This window comes from Acidovorax sp. LjRoot118 (assembly GCF_964253575.1).
Classification (GTDB): domain Bacteria; phylum Pseudomonadota; class Gammaproteobacteria; order Burkholderiales; family Burkholderiaceae_C; genus Acidovorax.
This window is the reverse complement of the sequence record NZ_CAXURB020000001.1, coordinates 2,818,333-2,836,498: the sequence shown is the minus strand read 5'-3', so window position 1 is coordinate 2,836,498 and position 18,166 is coordinate 2,818,333. Positions and strand designations below refer to the sequence as shown.

Annotated in this window: 19 protein-coding genes; 7 read left to right on the top strand and 12 right to left on the bottom strand. The window is 65.2% G+C overall.

The genetic code is table 11. From position 1 onward, the window contains the following. Positions 1–199: 199 nt before the first annotated feature. Positions 200–1,831, bottom strand: coding sequence for an esterase/lipase family protein (locus tag ACSQ9E_RS13280; RefSeq protein WP_436218043.1), 1,632 nt, complete (start codon positions 1,829–1,831; stop codon positions 200–202). A gap of 208 nt (positions 1,832–2,039) precedes the next feature. On the opposite strand from ACSQ9E_RS13280, the gene ACSQ9E_RS13275 reads away from it, so the two are divergent. Beyond that, a complete protein-coding gene (locus tag ACSQ9E_RS13275; RefSeq protein WP_436218042.1) occupies positions 2,040–2,969 on the top strand; it encodes a restriction endonuclease in 930 nt (309 codons plus the stop codon). Between the two features lie 159 nt (positions 2,970–3,128). Here the strand turns inward: ACSQ9E_RS13275 and ACSQ9E_RS13270 are convergent, their stop codons facing one another. After that, positions 3,129–3,578, bottom strand: a complete 450-nt coding sequence (locus tag ACSQ9E_RS13270; RefSeq protein ID WP_436218041.1) for a CBS domain-containing protein — start codon at positions 3,576–3,578, stop codon at positions 3,129–3,131. 198 nt (positions 3,579–3,776) lie between these two features. Between ACSQ9E_RS13270 and ACSQ9E_RS13265 the strand changes: the two genes are divergently transcribed. After that, positions 3,777–4,871 (top strand): YihY/virulence factor BrkB family protein, encoded by a 1,095-nt coding sequence (locus tag ACSQ9E_RS13265; protein ID WP_436218040.1) that lies wholly within the window; start codon positions 3,777–3,779, stop codon positions 4,869–4,871. Positions 4,872–4,902: 31 nt separating this feature from the next. On the opposite strand, the gene ACSQ9E_RS13260 is transcribed toward ACSQ9E_RS13265, so the two are convergent. The 3 genes from ACSQ9E_RS13260 to ACSQ9E_RS13250 all read right to left on the bottom strand — a co-directional run bounded on the left by ACSQ9E_RS13260 (position 4,903) and on the right by ACSQ9E_RS13250 (position 6,212). After that, positions 4,903–5,163 (bottom strand): hypothetical protein, encoded by a 261-nt coding sequence (locus ACSQ9E_RS13260; protein ID WP_436178280.1) that lies wholly within the window; start codon positions 5,161–5,163, stop codon positions 4,903–4,905. A 67-nt stretch (positions 5,164–5,230) separates the two neighbouring features. Then, positions 5,231–5,611, bottom strand: a complete 381-nt coding sequence (locus ACSQ9E_RS13255) for a hypothetical protein (RefSeq protein WP_436218039.1) — start codon at positions 5,609–5,611, stop codon at positions 5,231–5,233. 103 nt (positions 5,612–5,714) lie between these two features. Further along, positions 5,715–6,212, bottom strand: coding sequence for a hemerythrin domain-containing protein (locus ACSQ9E_RS13250; protein ID WP_057269421.1), 498 nt, complete (start codon positions 6,210–6,212; stop codon positions 5,715–5,717). 221 nt (positions 6,213–6,433) lie between these two features. Here ACSQ9E_RS13250 and ACSQ9E_RS13245 point away from each other — a divergent pair, with 221 nt between their 5' ends. The 3 genes from ACSQ9E_RS13245 to ACSQ9E_RS13235 all read left to right on the top strand — a co-directional run bounded on the left by ACSQ9E_RS13245 (position 6,434) and on the right by ACSQ9E_RS13235 (position 8,220). Then, complete coding sequence (locus ACSQ9E_RS13245; RefSeq protein ID WP_057202917.1) at positions 6,434–6,985, top strand: ATP-dependent Clp protease proteolytic subunit; 552 nt, start codon at positions 6,434–6,436, stop codon at positions 6,983–6,985. A gap of 100 nt (positions 6,986–7,085) precedes the next feature. Beyond that, positions 7,086–7,901: an EAL domain-containing protein gene (locus ACSQ9E_RS13240; RefSeq protein ID WP_436218038.1), complete on the top strand. Its 816-nt coding sequence runs from the start codon at positions 7,086–7,088 to the stop codon at positions 7,899–7,901. Between the two features lie 91 nt (positions 7,902–7,992). After that, positions 7,993–8,220, top strand: a complete 228-nt coding sequence (locus ACSQ9E_RS13235; RefSeq protein ID WP_428000901.1) for a hypothetical protein — start codon at positions 7,993–7,995, stop codon at positions 8,218–8,220. Between the two features lie 102 nt (positions 8,221–8,322). Here ACSQ9E_RS13235 and ACSQ9E_RS13230 read toward each other — a convergent pair whose 3' ends face one another. From ACSQ9E_RS13230 to ACSQ9E_RS13200, 7 genes are all read right to left on the bottom strand, one after another. Further along, on the bottom strand, positions 8,323–8,835 hold the full coding sequence (locus ACSQ9E_RS13230) for an Hsp20/alpha crystallin family protein (protein ID WP_436218037.1): 513 nt from the start codon (positions 8,833–8,835) through the stop codon (positions 8,323–8,325). Between the two features lie 52 nt (positions 8,836–8,887). Continuing rightward, complete coding sequence (locus tag ACSQ9E_RS13225) at positions 8,888–9,292, bottom strand: Hsp20/alpha crystallin family protein (RefSeq protein ID WP_436218036.1); 405 nt, start codon at positions 9,290–9,292, stop codon at positions 8,888–8,890. Between the two features lie 29 nt (positions 9,293–9,321). Continuing rightward, complete coding sequence (locus ACSQ9E_RS13220) at positions 9,322–9,774, bottom strand: Hsp20/alpha crystallin family protein (RefSeq protein ID WP_436218035.1); 453 nt, start codon at positions 9,772–9,774, stop codon at positions 9,322–9,324. A gap of 337 nt (positions 9,775–10,111) precedes the next feature. Further along, complete coding sequence (locus tag ACSQ9E_RS13215) at positions 10,112–10,462, bottom strand: RNA recognition motif domain-containing protein (protein WP_057202912.1); 351 nt, start codon at positions 10,460–10,462, stop codon at positions 10,112–10,114. Between the two features lie 120 nt (positions 10,463–10,582). After that, entirely contained in the window at positions 10,583–10,792 is a 210-nt protein-coding gene (locus ACSQ9E_RS13210) for a hypothetical protein (protein ID WP_057202911.1), read from the bottom strand. Between the two features lie 300 nt (positions 10,793–11,092). Further along, positions 11,093–12,748 (bottom strand): methyl-accepting chemotaxis protein, encoded by a 1,656-nt coding sequence (locus tag ACSQ9E_RS13205; protein ID WP_436218034.1) that lies wholly within the window; start codon positions 12,746–12,748, stop codon positions 11,093–11,095. A gap of 742 nt (positions 12,749–13,490) precedes the next feature. Continuing rightward, entirely contained in the window at positions 13,491–13,910 is a 420-nt protein-coding gene (locus ACSQ9E_RS13200) for a BLUF domain-containing protein (RefSeq protein WP_057202908.1), read from the bottom strand. Between the two features lie 181 nt (positions 13,911–14,091). On the opposite strand from ACSQ9E_RS13200, the gene ACSQ9E_RS13195 reads away from it, so the two are divergent. Together ACSQ9E_RS13195 and ACSQ9E_RS13190 are read left to right on the top strand one after the other, a co-directional pair. Continuing rightward, positions 14,092–15,177: a sensor domain-containing diguanylate cyclase gene (locus ACSQ9E_RS13195; protein WP_436218033.1), complete on the top strand. Its 1,086-nt coding sequence runs from the start codon at positions 14,092–14,094 to the stop codon at positions 15,175–15,177. A gap of 114 nt (positions 15,178–15,291) precedes the next feature. Further along, positions 15,292–18,099 (top strand): PAS domain S-box protein, encoded by a 2,808-nt coding sequence (locus ACSQ9E_RS13190; RefSeq protein WP_436218032.1) that lies wholly within the window; start codon positions 15,292–15,294, stop codon positions 18,097–18,099. Positions 18,100–18,166: the final 67 nt, after the last annotated feature.

Genomic DNA, 18,166 nt, shown 5'->3' with positions numbered 1-18,166 from the left:
AGCCTCCAGGTAGGGTGGCCAAGTCTCCGCCCCCGAAGACGCATGCCACGTCCCCAAAATAACCGCTTGTCGTGGGCCGCGCTGTAAGACGGCGCTGACAGAACCGGCCGGTTCCGGGAAAGGTAGTGATCTGCCTGAACTTCTACCACGGGCCGTTCAAAACGCCGCCATGTTTATTTCCACGGGCGGCTGCGAGGGCTTACGAGTTCCAGGCCGATATCACAAACCGCAACTGCCCGCGCACGCCGGGGTGCGCCGGTTTTTGCGTGCCCCGGACGTCCACCGTGTGGCTGTCGAACGGGATCACCACCTCCACCCGGCCGTCGCCCAGCGGCTGCACGTCGAGCACCGTCTGCGCCTGCACCATGCCCGTGCCCTGCCAGGAATATTTCACCTTCCAGGGCGTGGCGTCGTTGGGTGGGGGCTCCATTTCCAGGATCAACGCGTTGCGAAACAGGTAGCCGCCCTCGTAGTGCTCGTTGATCCACAGGCGCCGCTCGATCTCGTAGTCGGGCGCGCGCACGCCGAACTCCAGCCCGTAGGCCAGCGAGCGCCGGCGCGGGTTCACGCGTGCGCTGTTGGCCAGGAACACGCTGGACAGGTAGTGTTGGTTGTCGCTCTGCCAATTTGCGTGGGCCATGCAGGCCACCGAGTCCTCCTCGGCCGTGCGCCGGGTCAGGTACCACAGCTTGCCGCGCGGCGAGGCGCGCAGCTCCATCTGGTAGAGCGCGTTGACCTTGTGGCCTGCGTCCACCTGGGCCTGCACGGGCGTGGGCAGGCGGATCTCGTCGATGTCCGCCCACAGGTCCACCCGCACGTCGCCAAACAGAAAGCGCGCCAGGTTCTGGAACGCCTCTTCGCTGTTCACGATGCCGTAGAAGCCCGAGTGCGCGCGGTAGGCAAACGCCTTGGCGCAGGGCTCGCCGACGCTGCCGTCGGCGTTCAGGCCGTGCAGCGTGGCGTTCTCGATGCGCACCAGCCCGTCGCTGCCGTTGCCCACGAAGGTGCGCGACAGGCCCGCCGCCGTCTCGTAGTCCAGCCGGTTGGTGCCCACCATGCAGAACACCCGGCGCGACGGAAACAGCGCTTCGGGCAGCAGGTCCACGCGCTGGTGCGTGGCATACGCGGGCGCCAGGTCCAGGTACTGCACCATGCGCTTGCCGCGGTTGAAGTTGCTGATGTCCATGGCGGAGAGCCAGGCCGGTGCGTTGATGCCCGCCACGTCGATGCCGTTGTGCGGCGTGGCGTAGGTGAAGAACTTGTCCACCCGGGGCCGCATGCCTTCAGGGTCCAGCGCCGGGTTCTGCAGCATGGCGCGGCACACCAGCCCGCCCATCGAATGTGCCACCAGGTAGCAGCGAAAGTCCGCAGGCGTCACCGCATTCGCGACATTGGCGCAGACCAGGTCGCGCACGCGGGCCAGCAGCCGGCTCAGCTCCTTCGCAAAGTCCTCGATGCCTGGCGTGTTGCCATCGCCCAGCAGGGTCGATGCGCTGTCGTAGTAGCGAAAGATGATGATGCTCTGCCCCGTCAGCACATTGCCCGTGGGCTTGCCGTCGGCCGTGGTTTCCCACTCGGGGTCCACGATGTCGTAGCCGTCCTCGTACACGTCGGTGTAGCCGTGGTCCGACGCCAGCCGCACCAGCGGTGACTCGAACACATGCTTGCGCGGCTTGCTGCGCCGCTCGGGCACCGCCCGGTGCACGGTCGACCCCACGTTGAACCCGCAGAACGGGTCGGCGGTGGTCTGGTCGATCTCGCCCTGCGTCATGGCGTAGCCACGCACATAGATGATGGGAAAGTAGGGGGCTTTGAAGGTGGCTGCAGGCATGTTGGTTGCGCTCCCGGTGGTGCAGCCGCTGCGGGCGGTGCCTCGGGGCGGGGGGCTGCAAGTGCGCGATGGTCTGGGGGCGCGCTCGGGGCGTCAAGAGAAATAGTGGCGCAGAACCCTGCCGCCAGCGCCGTGCAATTCAAAACTAGCCAAGCACCCCCTGTTTCGAATAATGCGAGCAACACCCAACAACCGGGAGGGAACCACCATGGCAGCACGGCGCAAGAAAACCAGCCCCCTGGAGGACATGATGGACCTCGTCGCCCTGTTGCCCTGGTGGGCTGGCGTGGGGCTGGCGGTGGTGTTCTACCTGGTGCTCAGCCCACTGGCCGCGTCGTTCAGCCAGCCGGCGCCGGTCAAGCCCGGCCAGATCGGAGCGATGGTGCAGGGCGCGCTGCTCGGCGGGCTGGCCATGGTGGGCCAGTATGTGGCGCCCATGGTCTGCCTGGCAGGGGCGGCTCTGTCTGGCTGGCGGCGCCGGCAGCGCCGGGCCCTGGTGGACGAGGTGGCGCAGGCCCCCGCGGCCAGCGCCATCGACGGCATGTCCTGGGCCGAGTTCGAGATGCTGGTGGGCGAGGCCTACCGGCTGCAGGGCTTTCAGGTGACCGAGACGGGCGGTGGTGGGCCCGACGGCGGGGTGGACCTGGTGCTGACCCGGGGCGGTGAGAAGTTCTTCGTGCAGTGCAAGCACTGGAAGGCCTTCAAGGTGGGAGTGGAGACGGTGCGCGAACTCTACGGCGTGATGGCCCCGCGAGGGGCCACAGGCGGCTTCGTCGTCACCTCGGGGCGCTTCAGCAACGACGCCAGGCTCTTCACCCAGGGGCGCAACCTGCAACTGGTGGACGGGCCGCGCCTGCTGGCCATGCTCCAGCAGGCGCAGCAGTCCCGGTCGGCGGTGGCGGCGGTCATCGCTGTCCATGGCGGAGTACACCACGAACCGGTGGCACACCCGGCTGTGGCATCGGCCCAGGCCGCCGCAGTCGCCCCGGCCGATGGCCCTGCCAGTGCCCAGCCCGGTTGCCCCAAGTGCGGCTGCGGCATGGTTCGCCGCATCGCGCGCACCGGCAACAACGCGGGGGGCTCATTCTGGGGCTGCTCTACCTTCCCGGCCTGCCGCGGGGTGCGGCAGGTGGACTAGTGTCCTGTCCCGCAAATAAATGCCAATAAAACCGCGTCTTTCACGCCAGGGCCGCGTTGCAAATCCTCGCGATAGCTACGGCTATCGCTGCGGCTTGCGCCTTGCCCTGGCGCGAAATCCATTGGCTTTATTTTTGGCATCTATTTGCGGGACAGAACACTAGGGTTGGCCCGAGCGGTCCGGCTGGGCCGGTGCGGAAATGCCGGACAGCGAGGCGGCCACATCCAGGGCCTCACCGCGTTCCTTCACCGCCACGTCGCCCAGCGACAGAATGCCCACCAGGCGCTGGTCGCCGTCCAGCACCGGCAGGCGGCGGATCTGTGCGCGCGACATCTGCTGCAACACGTCATCGATCGATTCGCCCTCGCGGGTCGATTGCACGTCGGTGCTCATCACGTCCTTGAGCAGCGTCGTCCCGGCATTGCGCTCCTGTGCCACCGAGCGCAGCACGATGTCGCGGTCGGTCACCATGCCCACCAGCCGGTCGCCTTCACAGACGGGGATGGCTCCCACGTTGAGCTCTTGCATGGCCTGGGCTGCCAGCAGCACGCTGTCGGTAGGCGCCAAGCTGCGCACACCACGGGTCATTACTTCGGATACGGTTGTCATGGAGGTTTTCCTTGAGGGCAAAGGGGTCCAATCTATGCCGGCGCTCCGGCGGCGTCTGTAGGAGCACAAGCTTTTCGCCCGCGCCGCACAAGGCTGCTGCCCGACCTCCTGCGAGATGGGCGACGGGCGCGCTCATTGCCTACACGTCGCTGCTTTGTCCGCAGGTACAAATGGCACACACACTGCCCTGGCCACGCCATGAAAATCTCCACCCTGTTCGACATCAGCAAAAAGACCGCCATGGCCTGGGTGGACGACTACGCCCCCAGCATGGGGGCCGCCATCTCGTACTACACGGCCTTCTCCATCGCGCCGCTGCTGGTCATCGTGATCGCGATTGCGGGCTATGTGTTCGGCGAGGAGGCCGTGCGCGGCGCGCTGCAGGGCCAGATATCGGGGCTGGTGGGCAGCGATGGCGCGGCCGCCATCCAGGGCCTGGTCAGCAGCGCCCGGGAGCCGGCCGAGGGCCTGGTCGCCAGCGGCATCAGCATCGTCTTTCTGGTCATTGGCGCGACCACGGTGTTCGCCGAGATCCAGAGTGCGCTCGACCGCATCTGGCATGTGCCCGAGAAGGCCAAGCCCAGCGGCCTGTGGGGCTTGCTGCGGGCGCGCTTCCTGTCGTTTGGGCTGATCCTGGGGCTGGCCTTCCTGCTCATGGCATCGCTGGCCGTGAGCGCGGCGGTGGCGGCGCTGGGCACCTGGTTCTCGGCGCTGCTGCCGGGCTGGGAGATCGTGCTCCAGGTGCTCAACATGGCGCTCTCGGTGGTGGTGGAGACCCTGCTGTTTGCCATGATTTTCAAGCTCATGCCCTCCACCCGCATTGCCTGGAGCGATGTGTGGGTGGGTGCCGGCGTGACGGCGGCACTGTTCGAGCTGGGCAAGGTGCTGATCGGGCTGTATGTGGGCAAGGCCGGCATCAGCTCCACCTATGCTGCGGCCGGCTCCATCGCCATCATCCTGATCTGGGTGTACTACGCGGCGCAGATCTTTCTGCTGGGCGCCGAGTTCACCAAGGTGTATGCCACCGAATACGGTTCGCACCGCGGTGCGCCCAAGACCCAGGCACCCGAAACCCCGGTAAAGAGCGAGGACCCCGTGCCTGAAGTGCCACCCCAGCCTGTGAGGTGGCCTGGCGACCCGGCCGGGGGCGCTGCGCGGCGGGGCAGCGATGGTGAAGACCTGCCGCTGGCCACACGCATCGCCCTGGTGGCCGTGGTTGGAGGGCTGTTTGCGGTGCGCGCTGCGGTTGTGCAATGGATCGGTGGCAGAAAGCGGCGCGTGCGCCAAGGCTGACGCTGCAGCCGCGGGCGCCTCAGCCCGGCGATCACTCGGTGAGTTTCGGGAATTCCAACGGAACGAAATGCTGCCAAAAGCGCCGTGGCAATTCCCGCAAGGTGTCTTCCCGCGAGAGCGGCCACTGCGCATGCACGAAGACGCTCACGATCCGCCCCTCGAAATACCGGCCCATCAACCGATAGGCGCCTGCGCCGCCTGGCCCAATGCCGTGGGGTGTGGCTGCCGGGCAGTCGGGCAACTGCCGGGTCTGGCCATCGAGAGGGCCGCCAACGTACAAAGCGGTGATCATGGTGTGCGCAAATGGATGGGGGAGCGGGGGCTTCGGTCCGCCGTGGCCCGGCTGCAGACAACAGCGCTTACGCCCGTTTTGTTGCAGTAGTGCGCATGCGCCAGTACCAGCACTCGCGCAGCAACCGGCGGTCGGGACCGGGCAGGTCACCGGGCACGGCATCTCCAGGCTCGAATTCGACTTCGATTTCCACGCTGCAGTACTCGGGTACGGTCAGGTACTCCTCTGCGGCATCCAGCGCATCGGCCCAGACCTGCGCCGCGCGGATCTCCGTGTCCGAGAATGCCCATCCGGGGATGAGCAGCCCGGAGTTCACCATGGAGTGGTCGCGCCACGCCATGTACGGGTGCTCCTGCGCCTCGTCGCAGACCCTGCGCGCCGCTGCGACGGCGGCATCGGCCATTTCCTGGTTTTTGGCATCTTCCGGATAGGTCAGTATCAGGCGCATCCACGGACTCCGGTGAAGGGGTGGCTGAGCAGCCGAGGCAGGCGGCGCGAGGCGGGGCGCCGCCTGCCCCGATCAAGGGGCCCGAAGGCCCCTCAGGCAGCGCTCACGCGGGCGCGAGCTCGGCCTCCATCAGCTCGGCCTTGCGCGCTTCCAGCGCATCGCGCATGGCCACCAGGTCGAGCTTCTTGGCGGCACGGGCCTTGGGGAACATCTCGTTGCGCTCTTCCTTCACGTGGTGGTCGATGTACTCGCCCAGTACGATGACCTTGGCATCGAACTGTTCGTCGACCTCGGTGGCTGCCTCGATCTGCGCGATCAGGTCCTTGGCGGTCTGGTGTTCCACCTCGGCTTCGGCCAGCAGGTCGGTTTCCTTGATGGCGGCGCGCACTGCGGGGTAGAAAATCTCTTCCTCGATCTGGGCGTGCACGGTCAATTCCTTGCAGATCTGCATGGCCAGGTCCAGGCGCTTTTGTTTGGCAGCGCGGGCCTTCGATTCCATGAGCTCCTCGAACTCCTTGAACATCTTCTTGACGGCCTTGTGGTCTGCATCGAGCAGGTCGCAGGCATCTTTTTCGCGGCGGGCTGGGGTGGTGGTGGGCATCGTGGGCTCCGTAGGTAGTGGGGCCTTGATCATTGGGCGGCGCGCGTGCGGGCACTGTAGGCGCAGCCTCGCAGCGGGCGTAGGAGCAGCAGCAATCGGGCGCGCGTAGGCTGCGGCGTCTGGCTTGCGTGCCAGATTGGGAGTGCGTCCTACAGCCCCGCTGCGGCGTGGCTTTACGCTCGGTGGTTGCCTGTTCTGGCCCTCCCATCCCTTTACCCCCTATGAAATCGCTACCCTCGCTCGCACCCGATATCCGCCTGTTTGGCAACGTCAACGAAGCCATGCTGTCCGAGTTCTTTCGGCAGCAATCCGAAGCGAGGGCCGGCGCCCCCATCGTGTTCGAGCTGAGCACCTCCGGCGGCGATGCCGAGTCGGGCCGCCGCATCGCCGAAGAACTGCGCCTGTGGCAGAAAGCGGGCACCGAAATCTTCTTCCTGGGCAAGACCTACGTGTTCTCCGCCGGCATCACCATCATGTCTGCCATCCCCCGCAGCCACCGGTTCCTGACGCGCGATTGCGAGCTTCTCATCCATGAGCGCAAGATGACCAAGCAGATCACGCTGGATGGCGCTCTTCGCAGTTGCCGCGCCAAGATCAACGATGTGCTGGCCGAGATCGAGTCGGGCCAGCGGCTGCAGACCGAGGGCTTTGCGCAGCTGGTGCATGGCTGTTCGCTGACCGTCCAGGATGTGGAAAAGAAGGTGCTGGAGAAAGACTGGTACCTCACTGCGCAGGAGGCGCTCGACCATGGCCTCGTCGGTGGAGTGGTCTGATCCGCGCGTTTGCGCAGCGGCGGTCGCGCTGCCCGGCTGGTGGCTACCATGGCAAAAACCCGAAGCAGCGCCATCCTTTCTAGGCCTTTAAACTGTAGTGATGCTGTCCCTACCCACCGCCAATCCTCGTTTCCCCACCGACTTCATCCCGCTGGAAGGCACCCGGCAGGACTGTGAAGACTGCGGCAAAGGGGAGAAGCTGGGGTTTCAGTTCGACTACGCCTACCAGCCCATCGTCGACCTGGAGCGGCGCACGGTGTTCGCGCACGAGGCCCTGGTGCGTGGGCCTGCCGGCGAGGGCGCCATGACCGTGCTGTCCCAGGTCAACGACGGCAACCGCTACCGCTTCGACCAGGCCTGCCGTGTCAAGGCCATCAAGGGGGCGAGCGAGCTGGGCATACGCGAGCCGGTCTCCATCAACTTTTTGCCCAACGCCATCTACAAACCCGAGGTGTGCATTCGCACGACGCTGGAGGCCGCCCGCACCCACCACTTTCCGCTCGACCAGATCATCTTCGAGGTGACCGAGGGCGAGCGCGTGCAGGACGGGCCCTGGTTCGCCTCCATCTTGCGCGAGTACAAGCGCTGCGGGTTCAAGACCGCCATCGACGACTTCGGCGCGGGGTATGCAGGCATGAAGCTGCTGTCCGACTTCCAGCCCGACATCATCAAGATCGACATGGACCTGATCCGCAACGTGGACGCCAACCGTGCGCGCCAAGCCATCGTGCGCAGCCTGGTGTCCCTGTGCAAGGACATGGACATAGAGGTGGTTGCCGAAGGCATCGAAACACCCGCTGAGCGCGATTTTCTGCGCGATGTAGGCATCCACCTCATGCAGGGCTATCTGTTTGCCCGGCCGGCCTTTCGCTCCATCGCGCAGGTGGATACCTCGCTGTTCAGCGCCCGGTCTTGAATTTCCGGCGGCGATTTCCTATCATTTCACCGGCCTCGCGCCACCCCCTGCCACGAGCAATCGGCTCACTTGCCAAGAAAGGAGTTTGACCATGAATTCGCATTCCCCATCTCCCTCTTCGGGAGCAGACCGTGCCACCCGTGGTGCGGGCCGGCGCAGCGGCTCATCAATGCGCTACCTGTCGCAGCTGCAGACCGACGCCTACCTCCTCGCGCGCGAGGCGCTGCGGCGGGTGCAGCGCACGTCCACACTCCTTGCAGCGGGCTTGGGCTCGCCCGAGCGAGCCGGCGCCCGCGCAGACGGGCGCCATCTGCACTGAAAAAGCGCAAGCCTGCACCACACCCGTGAGCGGCGGCGCCATGAAAATCGCCCGGACGAAGCCGGGCGATTCGTTGTGCCGCAAGGGCGGCGCAGGCAGGCCTTAGGCCAGGTGCAAGGCGATGGCCCGGCCCCGCACCGCCTCGGACTTGGGCAGCTCGATGCGCAGCACCCCATCGCGGTAGATGGCCTTGCTGTTGCAGGCATCTACCGCCGTTGCAAGCGGCAGGTCGCGGCGCAAGGGCCCATACGCATACCGGGCGATGTGCCAGCGGCCCACCGCGCCGGGCTGGTGGGCGCGCTTTTCGCCCCACACGGTGAGCACATGGCCATTGAGCTCGATACGCAGGTCCTCACGGCGCATGCCGGGGGCCTCGACGCGCACGACCACCTTGCTGGGGCCGTCGAAAACGTGGGCCGCAGTGAAGGCCCAACCCCTCAGTCGCGGCACTGTGCTGAGCGGCGCTGGTGGCGTGCGCCAGCCGGTTGGGGTGGGTGCTGGCCACAGGCGCGCGAGGGCGCGTCTGGCCCGGCTGGCAAGGCCGTTCCATACCTGCCAGAGCGAAGCGCTGGCTTGGTCAGCCCCTGGTCCGGGTTGTTCTGCAATGGGGTTCATGTTTCCTCCTTTCTGAACAAAGATCTCATTGCAACCTGCATCAGCCGCGCGCTCAACCAGCCACCACGGCGATCCGGCGCGGTTGCGCATGGGCCTGCTTGGGAATGCGCAGGCTCAGCACTCCGTCTTTCAGGCTGGCCTCGATGCGCGCCGTGTCCAGCTCGCGGCTGAGCGTAAAGCTGCGGCGGTAGCGGGGCACCCGTACCTCGGCGTAAATGGCCTCCAGGCCGTCGGCGGCATGGGGCCGCACGCTGCCTTCGATCAACAGCGATTCGCCTTCCACCTTCAGCTCCAGCTGCTCCTTGGGCACGCCGGGCATGTCGGCCAGCAGCGTGATGCCAGCGCTGTCCTCGAACACGTCCACGGCAGGGAGCAGCGCGCGCTGCGGGTCCCGGTCGGCCGCAGCCGATGCGGATGCAGGCGAAGAGGTGGTGGCCACTTGTTTTTGTTCGCTCATGATGGGTTCTCCTTGGGATGCGACGCGGGTCATTGCACGGTGATGCGCTTGGGCTGGGCCGACTCGCGCCGCGCAATGCTGACCTGCAGCACGCCGTCGCGGTAGCTGGCATTCACCTGGGCCGGGTCCACATCGTCCGGCAAAGACACCGTGCGGGTGAACGAGCCCACGCTGCGCTCGCTGGCATACACCTGCACCTTGGGGTCGGCTGCTGGGATGGCGGACGCGCGCTCACCGGCAATGCGCAGCACGCCCCGGTCCAGGCTCACGTCGATCTTCGAGGCGTCCAGCCCCGGCGCGAAGGCATACACCTCCACGCTCGTGGGGGTGCGCCCCACATTGATCGCCGGCAGCGTGCCCGCATTGACCGAGCGGATGCTGCTGGGCAGCCCCGTGGCACCGAAAACATCATCCAGTTCGCGGCGAAGCCGCTCGAATTGACCGAACAGGCTGCCCGGTTGACTCAACAACGATACATACATGGTGTGTCCTCCGTTGGGTTGAATGACACCGGTCGGAGACCCGCCCCCGCCGGTTCGACTGCAGAAATAGAGGCGGCCAAAACAGTTTCAAGAGGGGATTTTTGAGGACGTTTTGCAGGCATTTTTTGCCCGCAAGCAGACCTCCTGCATGCCCGAAAGTGGAAGTCGGGACGAAAAAAAACCGGCTCGAAAGAGCCGGCTTTTTAGAGCGGATAACAAAACTCAGCGAAGCGGTTCTGGCTAGGCGCTGCGTCGCAGGCAGTACGAGTAGTACGACAAGACGCAGCAACGACGCCAGAAGAGTTTTGTTAGCCGCTCTTAGCAGGGAGCTACTGGATCAGTAGCGGCCGCCGCCGTAGCCACCCGTGCCGTAGCCGGTGTCCTGGCGATTGCTGGCGCTGTAGCCACCCGAGCCCGAACCACCCGAGCCACTGCGGTCTTCGCGGGGACGGGCCAGGTTCACGACGATCGAACGGCCGTCGACAGACATGCCGTGCAGACCGGTGATGGCTGCCTGGGCGACTTCGGCAGATGCCATTTCCACAAAGCCGAAGCCCTTGGAGCGGCCGGTGTCACGGTCCATCATGACCTTGGCGGAGGTGACGGCGCCGAACTCGGAGAAATTGCTTTCCAGGGTGGAGTCGGTCACGGAATAGGGCAGGTTGCCCACGTAGATTTTGCTGCTCATGAGAAGAGCCTTTCGGAGTGAAGGCGCGCAACGAGTGACGCACCGTTGGGGATAAGGGTGAGCTGGCCGGCGGCCGGCCGCAACGGGAAAAGGTGGATGGGGCCTGAGGTCAGCAGAGCATCAACACGTGGGAGGGTGCGGCATGCAGGTTTGCAGCCAGCCCTGGGTGACGGCAAACAGCCGGGCGGCTTCGCGCGAGGCAAAGGCTTTGTCGAAGCGGAACACGCGGCAGTAGCTGCCGTTGCCCTGGGATCGATGGACCGAAAATGAGGCGCGGAAATTGCCGCAGTCGGTCTGGTGTGTCGCGGGCGAAACGACGAACTTGCCCATGGAAATGGCGGTCTTTGAAATCTGATTCAGTCAGGATCACAGGCCCGTAAGCCTGCGTGAGCATCAACAAACGCGGTTGGCTGCAGCTCTACAGACCAACACGGGCGACAGAGGTCGCAAAAGGCGGCAAGCAGGTGGTGGGGAGCCATCCGGCGAGCGTTGCGGTGCAAGCTTTAGTCAAGAGCTTTCACTGCAACAGCGCAGATTATATTGCCTTTTTTTATTAAATTGCAAATTTATATTCTTTTTTGCCATGACGGCTTGGGTGTGGAGATTTTCCCGCCCCAAGCCTCCTGTGCATCACCTCCCAAGACGGGGTCGGTACGCTGACTGCATGGTACCGGGCGCGCCTTGTGGACCATAGGCGCTTGAGTTGCCTGCTGCTGCGTCATCGCCAGCGACCTGGAACACCGCCACGAGTTCAGCCAGGCGCCGCGCTTGCTCACGCAGATTCTCTGCGGCCGTGGTGCTCTCGCCCACGAGAGCGCCGTTTTGCTGCGTCATCTGGTCCAGCTGGGTAACCGCCACGTTTACCTGGGAAATGCCGTCGCTTTGCTCTGCGGCAGCGGTGCTGATCTCGCCAATGATGCCGTTGACGCGCTGAACACCCTGGACAATTTCATCCATCGTCGCGCCTGCATTGGCCACCAGTTGGGTGCCTGAATCCACTTTCTCGACGCTGTTCTGGATCAGTGACTTGATCTCCTTGGCTGCGGCGGCACTGCGCTGGGCCAGACTGCGCACTTCAGATGCCACCACGGCGAAGCCGCGCCCCTGTTCCCCCGCCCGAGCGGCTTCAACCGCTGCATTGAGTGCCAGGATGTTGGTCTGGAACGCGATGCCATCGATCACTCCAATGATGTCGGCGATCTTCTTGCTGCTCTGGTGGATCTCCTGCATGGTGCTGACCACCTGCTGCATGACCTCGCCGCCCTTGGTGGCGGTGCCGGCCGCCGTCGTGGCCAACTGGTTGGCCTGGCGAGCCGAGTCGGCGCTCTGGCGCACGGTGGCGGTTAGTTCTTCCATGCTGGCAGCGGTTTGCTCCAGGCTGCTGGCGGCCTGTTCGGTTCGGTTGCCAAGGTTTTGGTTGCCGCTGCTGATGTGGTCGCTGGCAACGCGCAGTTGCTGGATGTTGTCGCGCACGGCCGACACCAGTTCGTGGAAGCGCTGCTGCATGTCCCTCACCGCAACCATCACGCTGCTGGCATCCCCCGGCTTCACATGCACAGCGACCGTGAGGTTGCCCCGTTCAATGGATTGCACTATTGCCCGCACTTCGCCAGGCTCTGCACCCAACTCGCGACCAATGCTGCGCGAGACCGTCACCGTGGCTGCCACGCTGATCAGCACAGCCAGCAAGGTGATGGACAGCATCACGCCGGTGAACTGGCTGGCATCCTGGTTGGCTGAGTTGCTGTTCTTGATGATGCGGGCTTCCTCGTAGTCGATCAGCTTGTTGGCGGCTGCCAGCCATTGTTCATACTGCGGCTTTGCTTCAGTCCAGAGCAATGACTCTGCGCCAGCGCGGTCACCCGCCTGCATGAGCGCCACCACTTTTCCGGTGGTCGCCACGGTGCGCGCCTCTATGTCCTTAAGTGCCTGCACCATGGGCCCGACCTCCGGGGGGACCTGGCTGGCAGCTTTTAGTACCGCATCCAGCTGGGCGGCCGACTTTGCATAAAAATCTGCCAGCCTGGCGATGGATTCAATCTCCCTTTTTCGCGCTTCCTCGCTGGGGGCCAGAACCACATCGCGCACGGCGATGGAGCGGTCATGGGCAGAGCCCCGAAAGTTGATGGCTGCCCGTTGGATTGCAGCGTTTTGTGTAGCGTTGGCGGTCAATGCGCTATCAATCCCTCGCGCGATGATCACGCTGTAGATCGACATGCCCAGCAAGGCCAAGATCACCAGGCCAAAGCCGGCCATGAGACGGTGACTGATTTTCCACGTATGCATTGAAGAGTGCCTCAGAGGGGGTGGACGGTGACGAAGATGGAAAAACCGGCATGTCGACGGCGTGTCCGCTGTCGCATGGCTGTTTACATTTCATCACTATCTTACCAACTGGTCATAAAATAACCGATTGGTATAAGCTATTTACTCGATAGTAAAGACATGGGCGTGCGACTGGGGCATTCCCCGGGTGAGGCGGGTGCCCAGAAGGCTGGCCGGTGCGTGGACGCGCAGGTGCTCATTCGGCAGGCCAGCCGGTATTGCGCCCAGCAGCCAGCCGCGCCCGAGGATCCAGGCGATTCGGATCGGAGTTCGCGCGCTGGAAACGGCTACTCAGCGTCTGGCAGCGTGCCGATGGCGCAGATCTTCGATGTGCGGGGGCTAGCAGGCTGAAGAAATACTGTTTTTGGATCGGGAATTTATTCGATTCAAGGGTGCCTTACCCCTTGCCAAGGTCAGGAAAGTCGCTTGTAACGCGTTCTACGAGGTTGAAGATTCTTGGAAAAGGCTTGCCGGGAGGTATTTCTTCAGCCTGCTAGGAGCGTGCGCGGCAAAAGGCATCGAAGCGAAACGTCCGAAAACCGAGGATCGCTGGGTAGTACCGACAAGCCCGGGGTGGCCCCCTGGGCGCCGGAGGTGATACCCGGCGAGACCGGTTTGTCGGGCGTTGCAGCCGATGCTCCTTCTGCCGCGCACGCTCCTCGGCTTCTCGGTCGGTCCGTTACCCTGCCGTGCGGCCCTCCAGCTACTCCAGCCAGCGCACGTTCTGCAGGATCTCTTCAAAGAAGCTGCGCAGGCTCGCGGTGCCCATGGTGTAGGGGTCGAAATCCGCCGTGCCCGAGTATTTGAGAAACAGCTGCCGGTTGGTTTCCAGCGATGCAATCAGCCCCATGGACCAACCCGTGAAGCGGCGGTAGGGGATTTCGCTCAGGTCCAGGATCGCCGTGTCGCGGTGGCGGCCATCCTTGAGCAGGCGGTGGTACAGCGCGTTCACCGCAGCGCGGTCGCCTTCGAGCAGTTGCAGAAAGATGCCGTTGTTCAGGCACAGCGCACCCGTGATGCCGGCGCGGGTGTTGTTGCGCTGCGATGCGCCCAGGATGTCCTTGACATCTGCAGGTCCCAGAACGCGCGAGGTGCGGCTCGCGTAGATCAGTTGTATCAACATGTTTGCCTCCGAATACCTGAGTGTGTCAGGCCTGGACTGCGCCGTTGGGCGTGGGCCGAATACCCCGCGAATCCGCTCGCCATTGCACGCTTGCCAGGGTGTTCAGGGGCTTTGCGCGCTCTCGTGCGCCGCTTCGGACGATCGTGTAACGTTTGCACACTTTTTAAAGGTGCTGCATCCCATGGAAACACCGTCTCCCGTTCCCGCAGACGAAGCCAGCATCCTGGCGGCATTGGCGGACCCAGGCCGTGTCGCGGCGGTCCGGGACACCGGCCTGCTGGACACCCCTCCCGAAGAGAGCTTTGACCGGCTGACCCGCCTGGCAGCCAAGCTCACGGGGGCACCCGTCACCTTCGTGTCGCTGGTGGATTCGAGCCGGGACTTCTACAAAAGCGCCTTCGGCCTGGGCGAGCCGCTGAACACCACGCGCCAGCTGGAGGGCCGTTCGTTTTGCCACTACGCCATGGTGTCTGACGGGCCCCTGGTGCTCGCCGATGTCACGCAAATGGCAGTGTTCTGCGATGTTCCTACCGTCAAATCTCTGGGGGTGCGTGCCTATGCCGGCATTCCTCTCGTGACTGCCCAGGGGCAGGTGCTGGGCAGTTTCTGCGCGGTGGACTTCAAGCCCCGGCAATGGACCGAGACCGACGTCGAAGTCCTGACCGAGCTGGCGCATTCGGCCCTGCGTGAAATCCAGTTGCGCAGGGCCGTGCGCGAATCGGACGCGCTCAACCGGCGCCTGCTGGAGCAACTGCAGCGGGTGGATGAACTGAACCGCGCCCTGGCCGAACTGGCGACGACGGACTCGCTCACCGGCCTGCGCAACCGGCGCGCGTTCGACCACAGCCTGGCGCTGGAGCTGGCCATCGTGGAGCGCCACCGTTCGCCGCTGAGCCTGCTGATGCTGGACGTGGACCACTTCAAGCGCATCAACGACCGCCTGGGCCACGATGCCGGGGACCAGGTGCTGCAGATGATCGGGCAGGTCCTGAGCGCGGGCGCCCGGGTCATCGATATCGTTGCCCGTGTGGGAGGGGAAGAGTTCGCCGTGCTGCTGCCGAACACGGGCGCGCAGGGCGCCTTCGAGGTGGCCGAGCGCATGCGCCTTGCAGTGGCCCAGACGCCAGGGGCCCACGGCGGCGTGACCATCAGCATCGGCGCAGTCACCCTGCAGGACGGGGAAGCCGCCTGCAGCCTGTATGCCCGCGCCGATGCGGCACTGTATTCGGCCAAAGAGGCGGGCCGAAACAGGGTGGCCCAGGCCTGAACCATGTGAGAATCCCGCGGGTCTCTCTCTGGGTGATTGCCAGGATTTCGCCCGGAACCTGCCCTTGGCATCGTGCACCTGCGTGCGTTTTTGGCCCCTTGCAACCTACCGTGTATGTACAGCGCCCCCTCTCCTGCCACGCCTGTTGAGCCCATCACCCCCGTACGCCAGGCCTTTGCCCGATTCGACTGGTCCGCCACGGCACTGGGGCCAGAGCATGCCTGGCCGCCCACCCTCCGCGTGGCGGTGGACCTGATGCTGCAATCGCCCGTGCCCATGGCCACGATGTGGGGGCACGAAGGCATCCTGCTCTACAACGACGGCTATGCCGTCATCGCCGGCGCACGCCATCCAGAGATACTGGGCATGCCCGCACGCCAGGCCTGGCCCGAGGCCGAGGCTTTCAACGACCGGGTGATCACCGAATGCCTGGCGGGTGGCACGCTGAGCTTTCGCGACCAGTTCCTCGTGCTGCACCGCAACGGCGCGCCTGAAGAGGTGTACCTGGACCTGGATTATTCGCCCATCCCCGATGGGCAGGGCCAACCGGTCGGTGTGATGGCCATCCTTACCGAGACCACGGCCAAGGTCACGGCCGAAAAGCGCGTGCAGGGCGAGCGCGAGCGCCTGGGCAGCATGTTCGAGCAGGCTCCGGGCTTCATGGCCCTGCTGCATGGGCCGGACCATGTGTTCGAGCTGGCCAACCCGGCCTATATGCAACTGGTGGGCCACCGCGAGGTGCTGGGCAAGCCGGTGCGCCAGGCCCTGCCGGAGATTGCGGGGCAGGGCTTCTTCGAACTGCTCGACCAGGTGTATGCCAAGGGTGAGCCGTTCTTCGGCACGGCTCTGCCCGCCACGCTGCAGCGCCAGCCCGACGGCGCGTACGAAAGGCGCCATATCGATGTGCTGTACCACCCGCTGCGCGACGCGCAGGGCCGGGTGGCCGGTATCTTCGTGCAGGGCTCCGACGTGACGCCGCGGGTTCTGGCCGAGGAAGAGGCCAGCCGCCGCGAGGCGCAGTTCCAGGTGTTTGCGCAGGCCATGCCCAACCAGGTGTGGGCGGCCGGGCCGGACGGCCTGCTCGACTGGCTCAACGACAAGGTGCCCGAGTACAGCGGGCTGTCGCCGGCCGCACTGCTGGGCACCGGCTGGGCCCGCATCGTGCACCCTGACGACCTTCCCCAGGCCGGTGAGAAGTGGGCCCAGGCATTGGCCAGCGGCGTGGGCTACGAAACGGAATTTCGACTGCGCCGGGCCGATGGGACCTACCGCTGGCACCTGGCGCGCGCCGTGCCGCTGCGCAACGAGGCCGGCAGCGTGGTGCGCTGGGTGGGCACCAACACCGACATCGAAGAACAGCGGGCCGCCGCCCTGGCGTTGGCCCACCTCAATGAAAACCTGGAGCGTACAGTGGCCGAGCGCACGGCCGAGCGCGACCGCATGTGGCGCCTGTCCACCGACGTGATGCTGGTGGCCGATTTCGAAGCCACGGTGCTGTCCGTCAACCCCGCGTGGACGCGCCTGCTGGGCTGGCAGGCCAGCGAACTGCTGGGCCGCAGCTTCATGGACCTGGTGCACCCCGATGACCAGGCCGCCACCCTCGACGAGATGAGCGGCCTGGCGCGCGGGGTGACCACCTTTCGCTTCGACAACCGCTACCGGTGCAAGGATGGCAGTTACCGCGTGCTGATGTGGACCGCGGTGCCGGAGGCCGGCGTGATCCTTGCCGTGGGCCGCGACGTGACCGACGACCGCGCTGCCGAAGAGGCGCTGCGCCGCACCGAGGCCGCGCTGCACCAGTCGCAGAAGATGGAAAGCGTGGGGCAGCTCACCGGGGGCGTGGCCCACGACTTCAACAACGTGCTGCAGATCATCTCGGGCAACCTGCACCTGCTGCGCAAGACCCTGGCCAAGGACGAGGCAGCGCTGCGCCGCATCAACGGCGCGCTCGATGGCGTGGCGCGCGGCGCCAAGCTGGCATCGCACCTGCTGGCCTTTGCGCGCAAGCAGCCGCTGTCGCCCGTGGTGCTCAACGTGGGGCGCTTGCTGCGCGACCTCAACGACATGCTGCGCCGCGCCCTGGGCGAAGCGATCGAGCTGGAGACGGTGGTGGCAGGCGGCCTGTGGAACACCCTGGCCGACAGCAGCTTTCTGGAGAACACGCTGCTCAACCTGGCCATCAACGCCCGCGACGCCATGCAGGGCCATGGCCGCCTGACCATCGAGGCCGGCAACGCCAGCCTGGACGACATCTATGCGCTGACCCATGGCGAAGTGACGGCAGGCCAGTACGTGATGATCGCCGTGTCCGACACCGGTTGCGGCATGAGCGAGGACATCGTGCAGAAGGTCTTCGAGCCCTTCTTCACCACCAAGCCCGAAGGCCATGGCACCGGGCTGGGCCTGTCGATGGTGTACGGCTTCGTCAAGCAAAGCGGTGGCCACATCAAGATCTACAGCGAGGTGGGCCACGGCACCACCGTCAAGCTCTACCTGCCCCGGTCGGTCGAAGCAGAACTTTCCAGCGGCCCCCTGCCGCTGGTGGAGGCCGAAGGCGGCAGCGAAACCATTCTGGTGGTGGAAGACGACGCCCAGGTGCGCGAAACCGTGGTCGAGCTGCTCACCGACATGGGCTACAAGGTCCTCAAGGCGCCCGATGCGCAAAGCGCGCTGGCGGTGGTGGAGAGCGGCGTGCAGATCGACCTGCTGTTCACCGACGTGGTCATGCCCGGCCCGCTGCGCAGCCCCGATCTTGCGCGCAAGGCACGGCTGGTGCAGCCGAACATCGAGGTGCTGTTCACCTCGGGCTACACCGAGAACTCCATCGTCCATGGCGGGCGGCTCGATGCCGGGGTGGCGCTGCTGAGCAAACCCTACTCACGCGAAGACCTGGCGCGCAAGCTGCGCCAGGCGCTGGGTTAAGGCCAGTCTGCGTAAGACAACGCCGCATAGCGCGGTCTGCATCGCCTGTGGGCGATGTAGTAAGCCC

Coding starts and splice junctions, on each gene's coding strand:
- ACSQ9E_RS13195 (WP_436218033.1), top strand. CDS start 14,092: ATGGAAACACCGTCTCCCGTTCCCGCAGACGAAGCCAGCATCCTGGCG.
- ACSQ9E_RS13210 (WP_057202911.1), bottom strand. CDS start 10,792: ATGGGCAAGTTCGTCGTTTCGCCCGCGACACACCAGACCGACTGCGGC.
- ACSQ9E_RS13215 (WP_057202912.1), bottom strand. CDS start 10,462: ATGAGCAGCAAAATCTACGTGGGCAACCTGCCCTATTCCGTGACCGAC.
- ACSQ9E_RS13250 (WP_057269421.1), bottom strand. CDS start 6,212: ATGCCCACCACCACCCCAGCCCGCCGCGAAAAAGATGCCTGCGACCTG.
- ACSQ9E_RS13225 (WP_436218036.1), bottom strand. CDS start 9,292: ATGAGCGAACAAAAACAAGTGGCCACCACCTCTTCGCCTGCATCCGCA.
- ACSQ9E_RS13270 (WP_436218041.1), bottom strand. CDS start 3,578: ATGACAACCGTATCCGAAGTAATGACCCGTGGTGTGCGCAGCTTGGCG.
- ACSQ9E_RS13220 (WP_436218035.1), bottom strand. CDS start 9,774: ATGTATGTATCGTTGTTGAGTCAACCGGGCAGCCTGTTCGGTCAATTC.
- ACSQ9E_RS13200 (WP_057202908.1), bottom strand. CDS start 13,910: ATGTTGATACAACTGATCTACGCGAGCCGCACCTCGCGCGTTCTGGGA.
- ACSQ9E_RS13280 (WP_436218043.1), bottom strand. CDS start 1,831: ATGCCTGCAGCCACCTTCAAAGCCCCCTACTTTCCCATCATCTATGTG.
- ACSQ9E_RS13245 (WP_057202917.1), top strand. CDS start 6,434: ATGAAATCGCTACCCTCGCTCGCACCCGATATCCGCCTGTTTGGCAAC.
- ACSQ9E_RS13260 (WP_436178280.1), bottom strand. CDS start 5,163: ATGATCACCGCTTTGTACGTTGGCGGCCCTCTCGATGGCCAGACCCGG.
- ACSQ9E_RS13235 (WP_428000901.1), top strand. CDS start 7,993: ATGAATTCGCATTCCCCATCTCCCTCTTCGGGAGCAGACCGTGCCACC.
- ACSQ9E_RS13230 (WP_436218037.1), bottom strand. CDS start 8,835: ATGAACCCCATTGCAGAACAACCCGGACCAGGGGCTGACCAAGCCAGC.
- ACSQ9E_RS13255 (WP_436218039.1), bottom strand. CDS start 5,611: ATGCGCCTGATACTGACCTATCCGGAAGATGCCAAAAACCAGGAAATG.
- ACSQ9E_RS13265 (WP_436218040.1), top strand. CDS start 3,777: ATGAAAATCTCCACCCTGTTCGACATCAGCAAAAAGACCGCCATGGCC.
- ACSQ9E_RS13190 (WP_436218032.1), top strand. CDS start 15,292: ATGTACAGCGCCCCCTCTCCTGCCACGCCTGTTGAGCCCATCACCCCC.
- ACSQ9E_RS13205 (WP_436218034.1), bottom strand. CDS start 12,748: ATGCATACGTGGAAAATCAGTCACCGTCTCATGGCCGGCTTTGGCCTG.
- ACSQ9E_RS13240 (WP_436218038.1), top strand. CDS start 7,086: ATGCTGTCCCTACCCACCGCCAATCCTCGTTTCCCCACCGACTTCATC.
- ACSQ9E_RS13275 (WP_436218042.1), top strand. CDS start 2,040: ATGGCAGCACGGCGCAAGAAAACCAGCCCCCTGGAGGACATGATGGAC.